Raw genomic sequence first — 13,338 nt, 5'->3', positions numbered from 1 at the left:
CGCCTCCTTCGTGCATCGTCGGCACGTTCCACGCCCGCCCTCAGCGACCCCGGTTAGCCTCGCGAGGTGCTGATCCAGAAGACGACCCTCGCCCGCTCCGCCGCCACGCTCGCGCTGGCGGCCGGCCTCGTGACCGGCCTCACCGCCTGCGGCGCGGGCTCGCCCGTCGACAACATCGTGGGTGGCGCGGTCGACAGCGGCATCGAGAGCCTCAAGGGCACGGCGCTGAAGGCCGTCGAGGACGCCGCCGGGGAGGCGCTGAACGGGGCCGGCATCACGACCGACGGCACCCTGCCCGCGAGCTTCCCGACCGAGGTCCCGCTCGTCCCCGGGACGACCCGCGGTGGGGGAGCCGGTCCCGACGGCACCGGCTGGGTCGCCCAGATCGCCGTCTCGGGTGCCGACCAGTTCACCGTCGCCCAGCAGCAGCTCGAGGCCGCCGGGTTCACGGCCTCCGGGGTCGACACCGACGCCGAGAGCGGCTTCGGCACGTTCACGGGTACCGCCTACCGCGTCGTGCTCACCGTCTCGACCGACAGCGAGGGCCAGGCGATCGCCACCTACGTCGTCACGTCCGTCTGAGCGACCGCGGCGCATCCCGACGGACTGCGCGGGTCCCGAGGCCCGACGGTCGCGTCAGGCGAAGAGGGTCTCGCCCACCCAGCCGTCCTGCGACGCCCCCGGCGGAACGGCGAAGATGCCCGATCCGACGTGCTTCACGTACTCGTTCATCCGGTCGTTCCGCGACAGCGCCTGCTGGATGGGCACGTACTGTCGCCGCGGGTCCCGGTTGAAGGCGATGAAGAACAGCCCGGCGTTGAGGCGGCCGAGTTCGTCGTTGCCGTCGACGAAGTTGTAGCCGCGGCGCAGCAGCGTGGCCCCGTCGTTGTTCTGGGGGTGCGCCAGGGCGACGTGCGAGTCGGGTGCGATGGCCGGCCCGCCACCGGTCGGGGCGGACGCGGCGAAGTCGGGGACCGTGAACTCGGTGCCGCCCGAGAGCGGAGCCCCCTCGCCCTTGTCCCGACCCACGACCGTCTGCTGCTCGGCCAGCGAGGCGTGGTCCCACGTCTCGATCGTCATGCGGATCTTGCGCGCGACGAGGTACGAGCCGCCGCTCATCCACCCGGCGCCGTCGGACGCGGTCGCCCAGACGCCGTCCTCCACCGCGGTGACGTCCTCGGCCTTGACGTTGGCCGTGCCGTCCTTGAAGCCGAAGAGGTTGCGGGGCGTCGTCTGGCCACGGGTCGTCGACGAGGTCCGACCGAATCCCAGCTGCGACCACCGCAAGGAGGCGCGGCCGAAGGCGATCCGCGAGAGGTTGCGGATCGCGTGCACCGCAACCTGCGGGTCGTCGCTGCAAGCCTGTACGCACAGGTCGCCGCCGCTCGCGGCCGCCACGAGCTGGTCGCCCGAGAAGTGGGGCAGGTCGACGAGGGCCGGAGGCCGCTTCGAGGCGAGCCCGAAACGGTCGGTGCCGTCGCTCGTGGTGAACAGCGACGGACCGAAGCCGATCGTCACGGTCAGCCCGGCCGCGGGCAGACCCGTGGCCTCGCCCGTGTCGTCCGGCGGCGCCAGGGGGCTGCCGCCCGTGGCACCGGTCGGGCTGACGTCGAGGCCGGCCGTCAGCCTCGACGCGGCGTAGCTCCAGTCCTTCAGCAGCTCGACGAGTTCGGCGCGGGAGACCCCGTCCGCCACGTCGAACGAGGCGAAGTGCAGGCGGTCCTGCGCGGCGGTGACGATGCCCGACTGGTGCCGACCGAAGAACGGGTACGACGCCGAGGCCCCGGAGGACCCGTCGGCGTGGGCCTGCATGGCTCGGTCCGTGCCGATCCCGACCCCGAGGCCGAGGACGCCGGCTCCGACGCCCGTCCCGACGAGCCCCAGCAGACCGCGGCGCGAGAGGCCGCCTCCCTCCGTCACCGTCAGGCGACCAGCGCGGAGGTCAGCTCGCTGAGCGGCTCGCTGAGGGCGTTGACGGCATCCGACAGCTTCTTCTTGTCGGCGTCGGTCAGGTCGGTGTACGACGGGTACCCCGTGTCGAGGCTGCCGTATCCCGCGAGCAGCGTCTCGACCTTCGTCAGCCGGTCGTCGATGGAGGTCGCCAGCTCGGGGTCCTTCTGGTCGACGATGTCGCGCACGCCGTCGAACGCCACCCGGGCGCCCTCGAGGTTGCCCTGGAAGTCGTAGAGGTCGGTGTGCGACCAGATCTCTTCCTCGCCGGTGATCTTGCCGGTGGCCACCTCGTCCATCAGGCCGACCGCGCCGTTGGCGATCGCGTCGATCCCGACCGTGAAGTCGTCCGCGGTGACCTCGTCGTAGAGGTCCTTCGTGTCGCTCGTCAGCAGGCCGGCGTAGTGGGCACGTTCGTCGGCCGTCAGGGGGGCGTACGCCGCGCCTCCGTTCTCGGACGCCGCGGGCTGCCAGAGGTCTTTCTCGATGCGGTGCCATCCGGTCCACTCGGTGCCGGCTTCGACGTCGGCCTCGCGGAAGTCGATCTTCGGGTCGAGGTCGCCGAACGACTCGGCCACCGGCTCGATGCGCTCGTAGTGCGCCCGCGCCGACGGGTAGAGCGACCGGGCCTTCTCGTCGTCGCCGGCGGTGTACGCGGCGAGGAACTCGTCGGTCGCCGTGACGAGCTGCCCGGTCTGGTCCTTCACGTAGCCCACGTAGGCCGTCGCCGCGGCGTCGATCTGCTGCTTCTCGCTGCCCGTCGCCTCGACGGCCGCGCCCGAGTCGGTCACCGTGAAGGAGGCGCGGACGCCTTCTCCGACGAGTCCCGGGACGCAGGCGGTGTAGTAGTCGCCGGCCGGCACCGAGACCGTCATCGAGCCCGTCGTGCCGGGGCCGATGTTCTCCTTCTCGCTGATGATGCGGAGACCGTCGTCGGCGAGCAGTTCGAACTCGCTGTTGTCGCTGCCGGTGTTCGTCATGGTGAACGTGACGGGGCCGCTCGGGACCGAGGTGGTCGAGAGCGAACACGTGTCGTCGGAGCCGTCGACGGTCACGGCGGTGGCCGCGGAGGAGCCGGCGGGAGCGTTCGCGACGCAGCCGGTCAGGGCCAGCGCGAGGGCGGCGACGCCCGAGGCGACGGCGAGGGGGCGGAGGGGGCTGGCGATCATCGTGATGCTCCTGCGGTGCGGGGTGACGGGGTGGTCGAGGGGGCGGACGTGCCGAGGGTCGCGGACGAGCCGGACGGGGTCGTGGTACCGGGTCGACGTCGGCGGGTCGCCCGCACGAAGAGGGGGACGACGACGGCGAGGTAGGCGAGCCAGACGACGACCTGCAGCCAGCTCGGCGTCGGGGTGAAGTTGACGAGCCCCTGGAGCAGGGTGCCGTACCAGCTGGTCGGCGGAACGGCAGCGCTCACGTCGAAGGCCAGGGAGGAGCGGCCCGGCAGCACGGACGCCTCCTGGAGGTCGCCCACCCCGTAGGCGAGGACGCCCGCCGCGACGACGACGAGGAAGTAGCCGGTCACCCGGAAGAACCGGGCGACGTCGAGGCGGACCACGCCACGGTAGATCGCCACCTGGACGGCGACCGCCGTGACGATGCCGAGGAGCGCACCCACCAGCGGCGTCGCGCCGCCGCCGGTCGACTGCACGGTGGCCCAGACGAAGAGAGCGGTCTCGATGCCCTCGCGACCGACCGAGAGGAAGGCCAGCGCGACGACCGCCCAGGCGCCGCCCCCGAGGGCTCGCTCGAGGCCCGACTCGAGTTCGCCGCGCAGGCCGCGCGCGGTGCGGGCCATCCAGAAGACCATCCAGGTCACGAAGCCCACGGCCACGATCGAGAGACCGCCGCCGATGATCTCCTGAGCTTGGAAGGTCAGCCCGTAGGTGCCGAAGGTGAGCACGGCGCCGAGGCCGAGCGAGAGGACGACCGCGGCGCCCACGCCCAGCCAGAGGCGGGGGAGGACGTCGCGTCGGCCGACCTTGACCACGTAGGCGATGAGGATGCCGACCACGAGAGCGGCCTCGAGGCCCTCTCGGAGTCCGATGAGGTAGTTGGCGAGCACGGGGACGGCTTTCTCGGGGGAGTGGAGCTCGTCGTCGAGCAGGATGAGGATCAGGGACGCGGTCGACCGGTCGGACCGCAGAGGGACCGAACGGACTGGTATGGTTAGGCTAACCTCACTAAGGGCACCCTGAGCCAGACCGACAGTAGTGCGGCGCGGCATATCCTGTCCAGTGATGAACTCCTCCGCCTCGCCGACGCCCGCGTCGCCCTCGACCGCCGGCGACCCTCGGCTCGAGCGCGTGCTCTTCGTCCACGCCCACCCCGACGACGAGACCATCACCACGGGTGGCACCATCGCCGCGATGGTCGAGGCCGGTGCCGCGGTCACCGTCGTGACCTGCACCCGGGGCGAACTGGGCGAGGTGATCCCCGACGACCTCGCCGCCCTCCGGGTCGACCAGGCCGCCCTCGCCGTCCACCGAGAGGGCGAGATCGCCGCCGCCATGCGAGACCTCGGCGTCGACGACCACCGGTTCCTCGGTTCGGCCGGTGCCCGCACGCCGGGGCTCCCCGAACGGGTCTATCGCGACAGCGGCATGGTCTGGCGGTCGGACGGCGTGGCCGGGCCGACGCCCGACCTGCACCCCGCCGCATTCTGCGCCGCCGAGTTCGGCGAGGTCGTGAGCGACCTGTCGGCCGTCGTCCAGTCCGTGCGCCCGACCGCGATCATCAGCTACGACGAGGACGGCGGGTACCACCACCCCGACCACGTCCGGGCCAACCGGGTCGCCGTACGTGCCGCCCGCCTCGTCGGCGTGCCGTTCTTCGCGATCGTGGCCGGTGCCGAGTCGGCCGTGGGGGCGGAGGCCGAGGCCCTCGCCACCGACGACACCGTGCTGACGACCGACACGCGTCACGTGGCTCCTCGCAAGCTCGCCGCACTCCGCGACCACCGCAGTCAGGTCGAGGTCGTCGACCTCCCGGGTGGCCGGGCCGGCATCCGGTTCCCCCACGGTGCCGTCGAGCCCGTGACCGTCCGCGAGTCGTTCCGCTTCGTGCCCGAGCCGACGGTGGACGAGGGCGATTCCGAGATGGCCCGGATGACGACGGGCGGACGCGTCGTCGCGCTCGTCCTGGCGCTCGCCGCCGGGGCCGTGTTCGGCACCATCGGCACCGTCATGCACCAGTCGACGATCACCGTCGCCGGCTCGCCGTTCTGGTCCGGGCTCGTGCTCGCGTTGCTCATGAGCCTCACGCTCCTCGCCGGTCTCCGCTCGGTCTTCGGCTCGCGGGCGGTGGCCGGGGCCGCCGCCGTCGGTCTCATCGGGGCGCTCGTCGTCCTGTGGCAGGCGAGTCCCGGGGGGTCGATCCTCGTGCCCGACAACACGCCCGCCCTGGTCTGGCTCGGCGGAGTGTTCCTGATCTGCCTCGTGGTGCTCGGGTGGCCGCGATTGCGGGGCCCGGCCGCCGGGGGAGCGACGCCGCCCCGCGACGCGGCCCGCGCCTCCTCGGTCGAGGCACAGCCGGCAGACGATAAGCTGGACGCCCTGCCCGACGCGAAGGGAACCCCCCAGACGTGACGTACGTGATCGCACTTCCCTGTGTCGATGTCAAAGACCGTGCCTGCATCGACGAGTGCCCCGTCGACTGCATCTACGAGGGCGAACGCTCGCTCTACATCCACCCCGACGAATGCGTCGACTGCGGTGCGTGCGAGCCCGTCTGCCCGGTCGAGGCCATCTACTACGAAGACGACCTGCCCGACAAGTGGGCCGAGTACTACAAGGCCAACGTCGAGTTCTTCGACGAGATCGGCTCGCCCGGTGGCGCGGCCAAGGTCGGCGTCATCGCCAAGGACCACCCCGTGATCTCGGCGCTGCCCCCTCAGGGCGCCGGCGCCTAGGACGGCCCCCGTGGCGCTCGACCTGCCCGAGTTCCCCTGGGACGCCCTGGTGCCGTACGCGGCCACCGCCCGGCGCCACCCCGGAGGCATCGTCGACCTCAGCGTCGGTTCGCCCGTCGATCCGACGCCCGAGGTCGTCCGTGAGGCCCTCGCGGTCGCGACCGACGCCCACTCGTACCCGCAGGTCGCCGGCACCCCGGCCCTGCGGTCGGCCATCTCGGAGTGGTACGCGCGCCGCCGAGGGGTGACCGGACTCGGCGACGCGAACGTCCTGCCGACCATCGGCTCGAAAGAACTCATCGCTGGCATGGCTCTCTGGCTGGGCATCGGTCCGGGCGACACGGTGGTCTACCCGACGAACGCCTACCCGACCTACGCGCTCGGCGCCGCCCTCGTCGGAGCGACGGCCCTCGCCTCCGACGACCCGGCCGAGTGGCCCGTCTCGACGAAGCTGGTCTGGTTGAACAGCCCGGGCAACCCCGACGGGGCCGTGCTGGGCTTCGAGGCTCTCCGCGCCGCCGTTGCCCGTGCGCGTGAACTCGGTGCCGTGATCGCCGGCGACGAGTGCTATGCCGAACTCGGGTGGACGGGCGAGTGGGCCGACCGCCCCACGCCCTGCATCCTCGACCCACGCGTGGTCGGCGACGACCTCCGCGGCGTCGTCTCGGTCTACTCGCTCAGCAAGCAGTCGAACCTCGCCGGGTACCGCGCGGGCTTCGTCGCGGGCTGCGACCACGTGCTCGGGCAGCTCCTCGCCGTGCGCAAGCACGCGGGCCTCATGCCGCCGGCCCCGGTGCAGCAGGCCATGGTCGTCGCCTTGGCCGACGAGGCCCACGTGGTCGAGCAGAAGGCGCGGTACGCGGCCCGCCGAGCGCGCCTCCTGCCCGCTCTCGAGGCAGCGGGGTTCCGCATCGACCGCAGCGAGGCCGGCCTGTACCTCTGGGCCACGCGGGACGAGGACGCCTGGGCCTCGGTGTCCTGGCTCGCCGAGCGTGGCGTGCTCGTCGCCCCGGGGTCGTTCTACGGGCCCGCCGGTGATCGCCACGTCCGCGTGGCACTCACGACGACCGACGAGCGCATCGACGCCGCCGTGGGGCGACTCGGCGGCTGACCGCTAGGCTGACCGGGTGACTGACACTGCCAACGACGCCCAGAAGGCCACGCTGCAGTTCCCGGGGGGAACAGCCGAGTTCCCGATCGTCGCGAGCACCGAGGGTGCCTCGGCGATCGACATCTCGACGTTCACCAAGCAGACCGGTTACACGACCCTCGACACGGGCTTCGTGAACACCTCCAACGCCCGAAGCACGATCACCTACATCGACGGTGATCAGGGCATCCTGCGCTACCGGGGCTATCCGATCGAACAAGTCGCCGAGAACTCGACCTACCTCGAGACGGCCTGGCTGTTGATCTACGGCGAACTGCCCACCCCCGACCAGCTCGCCGACTTCGACGCGCGCATCCGGCGGCACACGCTGCTGCACGAAGACCTGCGCCGCTTCTTCGACGCCCTGCCGCACAACGCCCACCCGATGTCGGTGCTGTCGAGCGCGGTCGGCGCACTGTCGACGTTCTACGAAGACAGCATGAGCGTGCACGATCCCGAGCAGGTCGAGCTCCAGACCGTCCGACTGCTGGCGAAGCTGCCGGTCATCGCGGCGTACGCACACAAGAAGAGCCTCGGCCAGGCGTTCCTCTACCCCGACAACTCGCTCAGCTTCGTCGACAACTTCCTCAAGCTGAACTTCGGCACGATGGCCGAGCCGTACGAGGTGAACCCCGTCCTGTCGAAGGCGCTCGAACGCCTGCTCATCCTGCACGAGGACCACGAACAGAACGCGTCGACCTCGACCGTGCGTCTCGTCGGCTCGACGCAGGCCAACATGTTCTCGTCGATCTCGGCGGGCATCAGCGCCCTCTACGGGCCGCTGCACGGCGGGGCCAACGAGGCCGTCCTCAAGATGCTCGCCGAGATCCGCGACAGCGGCCAGGGTGTCGAGCGCTTCGTCGAGCGGGTCAAGAACAAAGAGGCCGGCGTCAAGCTGATGGGCTTCGGCCACCGGGTCTACAAGAACTACGACCCGCGCGCCAAGCTCGTCAAGGAGAGCGCCACCGAGGTGCTCGAATCGCTCGGCGTGAAGGACGACCTGCTCGACATCGCGATGGAGCTCGAGGGCATCGCCCTGGCCGACGACTACTTCGTCGAGCGCAAGCTCTACCCGAACGTCGACTTCTACACGGGCGTCATCTACAAGGCGATGGGGTTCCCGCCCCGCATGTTCACGGTGCTCTTCGCCATCGGTCGCCTCCCCGGCTGGATCGCCCACTGGCGCGAGATGAACACCGACCCGACGACCAAGATCGGCCGCCCCCAGCAGTTGTACCTGGGCGCGACCGAACGCGATTGGCCGCAGCGCTAGTCCGCCGGATCGATCGGCACGACGCGAGGGGGTGGGCACGACGCCGGGTTCAGACCTGGGGTCGTGCCCACCCCTTTCGTCGTGGTGCTCGTCGAAGACCTATGCGTGCAACTGCGAGTTGAGCGTGATGCCGTGGCCCTTGCGGGGCAGCACCTCGACGGCGCCGGTCAGCGAGTTGCGGCGGAAGAGCAGTCCGGGCTGGCCCGAGAGCTCGACGGCCTTGACCGTCTGCGGCGAACCGTCGTTGGTCGGGGTGCCGCCCACGACGACGACCTTGGTGCCCGCCGTCACGTAGAGCCCGGCCTCGACGACGGTGTCGTCGCCGATCGCGATGCCGATGCCGGCGTTGGCGCCGAGCAGGGCGCGGGCGCCGATCGTCACCCGCTGGGTGCCGCCGCCCGACAGCGTGCCCATGATCGAGGCTCCGCCGCCGATGTCGGACCCGTCACCCACGACGACGCCCTGGGAGATGCGGCCCTCGACCATCGACGACCCGAGCGTGCCCGCGTTGAAGTTCACGAACCCCTCGTGCATGACCGTGGTGCCGGGGGCCAGGTGGGCACCGAGCCTCACCCGCGACGCGTCGGCGATGCGGACGCGGTCGGGCGAGACGTAGTCGAGCATGCGGGGGAACTTGTCGATGCCGGTCGCGACGATGCCGGCACGCTGCAGCCTCGGACGGAGCCGTGCGAAGTCGTCGGGGTGGACCGGCCCCGCGTTCGTCCAGGTGACGATGGGCAGGTGCGCGAACACGCCGTCGAGGTTGACCGTGTTGGGCTCGACGAGGAGGTGGCTCAGCAGGTGCAGTCGCAGGTACGCGTCGGGCGTGGACGCAGGAGGCGCGCTCAGGTCGATCTCGACGGTCACCGGGACGAGGTCGACCGCGCGGCGCTCGTCGGGTCCGGCCGCGTCGGCCAGCTCGGCCGGGACGATCTCGGGGTCACGGTCGGCCGGGAGGGTGCCGAGCCGGGGGGAGGGGAACCAGGTGTCGAGCGTGGTGCCGTCGTGCGAGACGGTCGCGAGGCCGTACCCGTAGGCGTGGGTCGGGGCGGTGGCGGTGGCGTCGGAAGTCATGGACCCGAGCGTATCGGCAGCCGCCGACGGACCGCTTCGGAGGTGACCCGTGCCCTGGCCCCGTAAACTCGCCCGCATGGCACCGATCGACCTCTCCGTCTCGCCCGTGGACGTCACCAGGCAGCTCTGCGACATCCGATCGGAGTCGGGCGACGAACGCCTCGTCGCCGACGAGATCTGGTCCACGCTCGACGGTTGCGACCACCTCGAGTTGTTCCGTGACGGCGACGCGATCGTCGCCCGGACCCGGCTCGGCCGGGCCTCGCGGGTCGTCATCGCCGGTCACATCGACACGGTGCCGATCAACGACAACGTGCCCACGCGCTACGAGACCGAGGACGGGGTCGACTACCTCTGGGGTCGCGGCACCGTCGACATGAAGGCCGGCTGTGCCGTTCACCTGAGGCTCGCGGTCGAGTTGACCGAGCCCGGCGTCGACGTCACCTGGGTCTGGTACGACCACGAAGAGGTCTCCGACGCCCTGAACGGCCTGGGCCGCCTCGCGCGGGCCCGACCCGACCTGTTGGCCGGCGACTTCGCCGTCCTGGGCGAACCGAGCAACAGCGGGGTCGAAGGGGGCTGCAACGGCAACCTGCGCGCCGAGATCCGCACCTTCGGCGCCCGCTCGCACAGCGCCCGCTCGTGGGTCGGCGACAACGCCATCCACAAGGCCGCGCCGATCCTCGACGTGCTGGCGGCCTACGAGGCGCGAGAGGTCGAGGTCGACGGGCTCGTCTACCGCGAGGGCCTCAACGCCGTGGGCATCACGGGCGGCGTGGCCGGCAACGTCATCCCCGACGAGTGCATGGTGCACGTCAACTACCGGTTCGCCCCGAGCCGCAGCGGCGACGAGGCCGTCGCCCACGTCCGCGAGCTCTTCGAGGGCTTCGACGTCACGATCGTCGACCTCGCCCCCGGGGCCCGGCCCGGTCTGGACGCCCCGCTGGCACAGCAGTTCCTGCGTGCCGTGGGCGGCGAGGCCAAGCCTAAGTACGGGTGGACGGACGTCGCGCGGTTCTCCGCGCTCGGCGTCCCCGCGGTCAACTACGGTCCGGGTGACCCGATGCTGGCCCACCACGACGACGAGCGGGTGCCCGTGCAGCAGATCCTCGACAACGAGCGCGGACTGCGGGCGTGGCTGACGGCCTGACCGTCGACGACGCGAGTCGCGCCTCCTCGTCCCCGTCGACGCGGCACGATCCCCGACGACCGACCTCGGCGTCGCGGCGCCTCCTGTTGCGCTACCGGCTCACGCCGTGGTGGGCCCGGGTGCTCGTGGTGTTCGTCCTGTCGCGCGCCGTCAGCACGATCGCGCTGCTCACCTTCGCCGGTGCCCAGCAGGCCAACGCGTGGACCCTCGCGAGCCCGGACTACGGCAGCTTCGCCACGATCTGGGACGGTCACTGGTACAACATCATCGCCGTGGTGGGGTACCCGCGCGACCTCCCCATCACCGGCGACGGCCACGTCGGAGAGAACGCCTGGGCGTTCATGCCCGCCTACCCGTTCGTCGTCCGTGGGCTGATGGGCCTGACGGGCCTGTCGTTCGCGGCGCTGGCCGTCGTCGTGTCTGTCGCCTGTGCCGCGGGGACGGCCCTGTTGTTCTACCGCCTCATGCGGCACGCGCTGCCCGAGTCGACCTCGTTGTTCGCGGTCGTCCTGTTCTGCGTGGCGCCCCTGTCGCCGCTGCTGCAGGTGGCCTACGCCGAGTCGATGTTCCTGCTGCTGCTCTGCGCGAGCCTGCTCATGCTGGTGCGGCGGCAGTACCTGGCGATGCTGCCGGTCGTGCTGATCATGTCCTTCACGCGGCCCGGAGCCCTTCCGCTCGCCCTGGCGATCGGTCTCCACGGGGTGCTGCGCTGGTGGCGCCGGCACGACGATCCCTTCCCGGTGCGCGAGCGCGTCCGGGTGGCGGTGTCGACGGCGGCCACGGGCGTGTTCGGCGTCGCCTGGCTCGTCGTCGCCGGCGCGGTCACGGGGGTGCCGGGGGCGTACACCGAGACCGAACTCGCCTGGCGGGCGCCCTACATCGGCTACGGACCGCTCGTGCCGTTCACCCCGTGGGTCGACGGGGCGAACTGGTGGTTTCCGGGTGGTTCCGGCATCGCCCTCCTCGTGGTCACGCTCGTGGCGTTCGGAGCCCTGCTGCTGTCGCCGTGGGCACGCCGGACGAGCACCGACCTGAGGCTGTGGGGCGTCGCCTACGGGCTCTACCTGCTGGCGGTGTTCTTCCCGCAGTCCAGCACCTTCCGGCTCCTGATGCCGCTCTTCCCCCTGCTGGGCGTCCTCGCGGTGCCGCGCTCGAAGGTCTACCGGGCGCTGCTCGTCGCCGTGTTCGTGGCGGCACAGTGGGTGTGGCTCTACTACTGCTGGTGGGTGAACGGGTACGACTGGACGCCGCCGTGATCGGCCGGGGAACGGCGTCGTTTAGGTCGGGGGCCCGAAATCACGGATAATGGGACCAGCAACTTGCGAAAGGGGACTATCTGATGGCAGCCATGAAGCCGAGGACCGGCGACGGGCCTATGGAAGCCGTTAAGGAGGGCCGTCTCATCATCGTGCGTGTTCCGCTCGAGGGTGGGGGACGCCTCGTGGTGTCGGTCAACGACGACGAAGCCAAAGAGTTGCACGACGCCCTCGCCGGCGTCGTCAGCGCCTAGTCGGCCGCCTCCTTAATAACCCCGGACGCCCCGCCCGCCGCACCTGCGGCGCGCGGGGCGTCCGTGCGCGTGCCCGCCTCCGTGCGCGTGCCCGCCTCCGTGCGCTGGCTACCGCGCCGGTTGCCTGCTGCACGGGCAGGGAGCCCGGCGGGGGAGCGTCACCGCTTGATCAGCGAGAGCAGCCCGTCGCCCGCCGTCGAGAGCGAGCTGATCACGGCCGGTGAGGTGGACACCTCGGTCAGCAAGGTGCGGAAGCCCGTGGTCGTGCTGTCGCGGACGGCGGGATTGGCCACCCGTCCGTGCCAGAGTGCGTGCGCGACGAGGACGAGTCCGCCCGGGCGGGCGAGGCGCAGGCCGTGCTCGACGTACTCGATGACCGAGCCGGGGTCGGCGTCGACGAAGACGATGTCGTACGAGTTCTCGTTCATCCGGGGCAACACGTCGGCGGCACGGCCGGCGATCATGCGGAAGCGGCTGGCAGGGATGCCCGCCTGCAGGTAGGCGTCCCGGGCGGCCTGCTGGTGCTCGATCTCGCGGTCGATGGTCGTCAGGACGGCCGCGGGGGCGCCCGAGAGCAACCAGAGCCCGCTGACGCCCAGGCCCGTACCGACCTCGATGATCGACGAGGCGTTCGAGGCGGCGGCGACGACCGCGAGCTGGGCGCCGACCGCCGGCGAGACGGCCTCGACCCCGACCTCCAACGAATGCTGTCGAGCCTCGGCGATCGCGTCGCTCTCGGTGACGAGTTCTTCCGCGAACTTCCAACTTGACTCTATCTGCGACACACCCACTCCTCGAAAGGCCAACTCTAGGGGGTTCCCCGAGTCGTCACCGGTTAGTCTGCTTGCGTGTCCATGTTCGGTCTGACGTTCGACAAGCTGCTCATCATCGGTGTGCTCGCGGTCTTCCTGCTCGGTCCCGAACGACTGCCCGGCTACGCGGCGAAGCTCGCCCAGCTCGTCCGGACGGTGCGCGACATGGCCAACGGCGCGAAGACGCGCATGCGCGACGAGATGGGCCCCGAGTTCGACGATGTCGAGTGGCAGAAGCTCGACCCCCGTCAGTACGACCCGCGGCGCATCATCCGCGACGCCTTGCTCGACGGCACGGATGGCGCCCCCAAGCCCTCGGCGCCGAGCATGGCGACGGCCGGTGCCGCCGCCGCGGCTGTGTCCGCAGGGTTGCCGGGGGGTCGTTCCCCCGCGCAGGTGGTGCCGCTCGCGACGGGCGAGGTGCCGCCGTACGACTCCGAGGCGACCTGACCCGCCTGCGGCACCGCGCCTCCTGACCTCGTCGCCCGCCTCGTGGTCTGCCGTCCCGT

Annotated in this window: 14 protein-coding genes; 9 read left to right on the top strand and 5 right to left on the bottom strand. The window is 71.2% G+C overall.

All coding sequences use genetic code 11. The features are described 5' to 3' along the window. The first annotated feature begins 66 nt into the window (after nucleotides 1-66). The gene (locus IFT79_RS01640) at nucleotides 67-582 is read left to right on the top strand and encodes a hypothetical protein (RefSeq protein WP_192122744.1); all 516 of its coding nucleotides are present in this window, start codon (nucleotides 67-69) and stop codon (nucleotides 580-582) included. A 54-nt stretch (nucleotides 583-636) separates the two neighbouring features. On the opposite strand, the gene efeB is transcribed toward IFT79_RS01640, so the two are convergent. The 3 genes from efeB to efeU are packed head-to-tail and all read right to left on the bottom strand — an operon-like array spanning nucleotide 637 to nucleotide 4,015. Next, nucleotides 637-1,926 carry an iron uptake transporter deferrochelatase/peroxidase subunit gene (gene efeB, locus IFT79_RS01635; RefSeq protein ID WP_192123110.1) on the bottom strand — a complete coding sequence of 430 codons (1,290 nt, stop codon included), beginning with the start codon at nucleotides 1,924-1,926 and terminating at the stop codon, nucleotides 637-639. Beyond that, nucleotides 1,923-3,119 carry an iron uptake system protein EfeO gene (gene efeO / locus IFT79_RS01630; RefSeq protein WP_192122743.1) on the bottom strand — a complete coding sequence of 399 codons (1,197 nt, stop codon included), beginning with the start codon at nucleotides 3,117-3,119 and terminating at the stop codon, nucleotides 1,923-1,925. The genes efeB and efeO overlap by 4 nt, the downstream gene beginning before the upstream one ends. Beyond that, nucleotides 3,116-4,015 carry an iron uptake transporter permease EfeU gene (efeU, locus tag IFT79_RS01625; protein WP_192122742.1) on the bottom strand — a complete coding sequence of 300 codons (900 nt, stop codon included), beginning with the start codon at nucleotides 4,013-4,015 and terminating at the stop codon, nucleotides 3,116-3,118. Before efeU ends, efeO begins: the two co-directional genes overlap by 4 nt. A gap of 175 nt (nucleotides 4,016-4,190) precedes the next feature. Between efeU and IFT79_RS01620 the strand changes: the two genes are divergently transcribed. From IFT79_RS01620 to IFT79_RS01605, 4 genes are read left to right on the top strand one after another with little or no spacing between them, the layout of a single operon-like run. Continuing rightward, nucleotides 4,191-5,537: a PIG-L family deacetylase gene (locus IFT79_RS01620; protein WP_192122741.1), complete on the top strand. Its 1,347-nt coding sequence runs from the start codon at nucleotides 4,191-4,193 to the stop codon at nucleotides 5,535-5,537. Further along, entirely contained in the window at nucleotides 5,534-5,860 is a 327-nt protein-coding gene (fdxA, locus tag IFT79_RS01615) for a ferredoxin (RefSeq protein ID WP_043595461.1), read from the top strand. The genes IFT79_RS01620 and fdxA overlap by 4 nt, the downstream gene beginning before the upstream one ends. 10 nt (nucleotides 5,861-5,870) lie before the next feature. Further along, the gene (gene dapC / locus IFT79_RS01610; protein WP_056048692.1) at nucleotides 5,871-6,971 is read left to right on the top strand and encodes a succinyldiaminopimelate transaminase; all 1,101 of its coding nucleotides are present in this window, start codon (nucleotides 5,871-5,873) and stop codon (nucleotides 6,969-6,971) included. 16 nt (nucleotides 6,972-6,987) lie between these two features. Continuing rightward, nucleotides 6,988-8,283 carry a citrate synthase gene (locus IFT79_RS01605; RefSeq protein ID WP_082460573.1) on the top strand — a complete coding sequence of 432 codons (1,296 nt, stop codon included), beginning with the start codon at nucleotides 6,988-6,990 and terminating at the stop codon, nucleotides 8,281-8,283. A gap of 99 nt (nucleotides 8,284-8,382) precedes the next feature. Here the strand turns inward: IFT79_RS01605 and dapD are convergent, their stop codons facing one another. Next, entirely contained in the window at nucleotides 8,383-9,357 is a 975-nt protein-coding gene (gene dapD / locus IFT79_RS01600; RefSeq protein WP_056048688.1) for a 2,3,4,5-tetrahydropyridine-2,6-dicarboxylate N-succinyltransferase, read from the bottom strand. Nucleotides 9,358-9,433: 76 nt separating this feature from the next. Here dapD and dapE point away from each other — a divergent pair, with 76 nt between their 5' ends. The 3 genes from dapE to IFT79_RS01585 all read left to right on the top strand — a co-directional run bounded on the left by dapE (nucleotide 9,434) and on the right by IFT79_RS01585 (nucleotide 12,017). Next, nucleotides 9,434-10,507 (top strand): succinyl-diaminopimelate desuccinylase, encoded by a 1,074-nt coding sequence (gene dapE / locus IFT79_RS01595; protein ID WP_056048684.1) that lies wholly within the window; start codon nucleotides 9,434-9,436, stop codon nucleotides 10,505-10,507. Beyond that, nucleotides 10,492-11,763 carry a hypothetical protein gene (locus tag IFT79_RS01590; protein WP_342211742.1) on the top strand — a complete coding sequence of 424 codons (1,272 nt, stop codon included), beginning with the start codon at nucleotides 10,492-10,494 and terminating at the stop codon, nucleotides 11,761-11,763. The genes dapE and IFT79_RS01590 overlap by 16 nt, the downstream gene beginning before the upstream one ends. 83 nt (nucleotides 11,764-11,846) lie before the next feature. Then, complete coding sequence (locus IFT79_RS01585) at nucleotides 11,847-12,017, top strand: DUF3117 domain-containing protein (RefSeq protein ID WP_071256769.1); 171 nt, start codon at nucleotides 11,847-11,849, stop codon at nucleotides 12,015-12,017. Nucleotides 12,018-12,175: 158 nt separating this feature from the next. Here the strand turns inward: IFT79_RS01585 and IFT79_RS01580 are convergent, their stop codons facing one another. Beyond that, nucleotides 12,176-12,802: an O-methyltransferase gene (locus IFT79_RS01580; RefSeq protein ID WP_159827108.1), complete on the bottom strand. Its 627-nt coding sequence runs from the start codon at nucleotides 12,800-12,802 to the stop codon at nucleotides 12,176-12,178. A 69-nt stretch (nucleotides 12,803-12,871) separates the two neighbouring features. Here IFT79_RS01580 and IFT79_RS01575 point away from each other — a divergent pair, with 69 nt between their 5' ends. Further along, complete coding sequence (locus tag IFT79_RS01575; protein WP_056048676.1) at nucleotides 12,872-13,279, top strand: hypothetical protein; 408 nt, start codon at nucleotides 12,872-12,874, stop codon at nucleotides 13,277-13,279. Nucleotides 13,280-13,338: the final 59 nt, after the last annotated feature.

Source organism: Frigoribacterium sp. CFBP 8759 (genome assembly GCF_014841655.1).
Taxonomy (GTDB): Bacteria; Actinomycetota; Actinomycetes; order Actinomycetales; family Microbacteriaceae; genus Frigoribacterium.
The sequence above is the reverse complement of the archived record's forward strand: the minus strand, read 5'-3'. Positions and strand labels throughout refer to the sequence as shown.

Excerpts from the sequence above, each read along its gene's own strand:
- IFT79_RS01575 (WP_056048676.1), top strand. The coding sequence starts at position 12,872 with ATGTTCGGTCTGACGTTCGACAAGCTGCTCATCATCGGTGTGCTCGCG.
- IFT79_RS01620 (WP_192122741.1), top strand. The coding sequence starts at position 4,191 with ATGAACTCCTCCGCCTCGCCGACGCCCGCGTCGCCCTCGACCGCCGGC.
- dapE (WP_056048684.1), top strand. The coding sequence starts at position 9,434 with ATGGCACCGATCGACCTCTCCGTCTCGCCCGTGGACGTCACCAGGCAG.
- dapD (WP_056048688.1), bottom strand. The coding sequence starts at position 9,357 with ATGACTTCCGACGCCACCGCCACCGCCCCGACCCACGCCTACGGGTAC.
- efeO (WP_192122743.1), bottom strand. The coding sequence starts at position 3,119 with ATGATCGCCAGCCCCCTCCGCCCCCTCGCCGTCGCCTCGGGCGTCGCC.
- IFT79_RS01585 (WP_071256769.1), top strand. The coding sequence starts at position 11,847 with ATGGCAGCCATGAAGCCGAGGACCGGCGACGGGCCTATGGAAGCCGTT.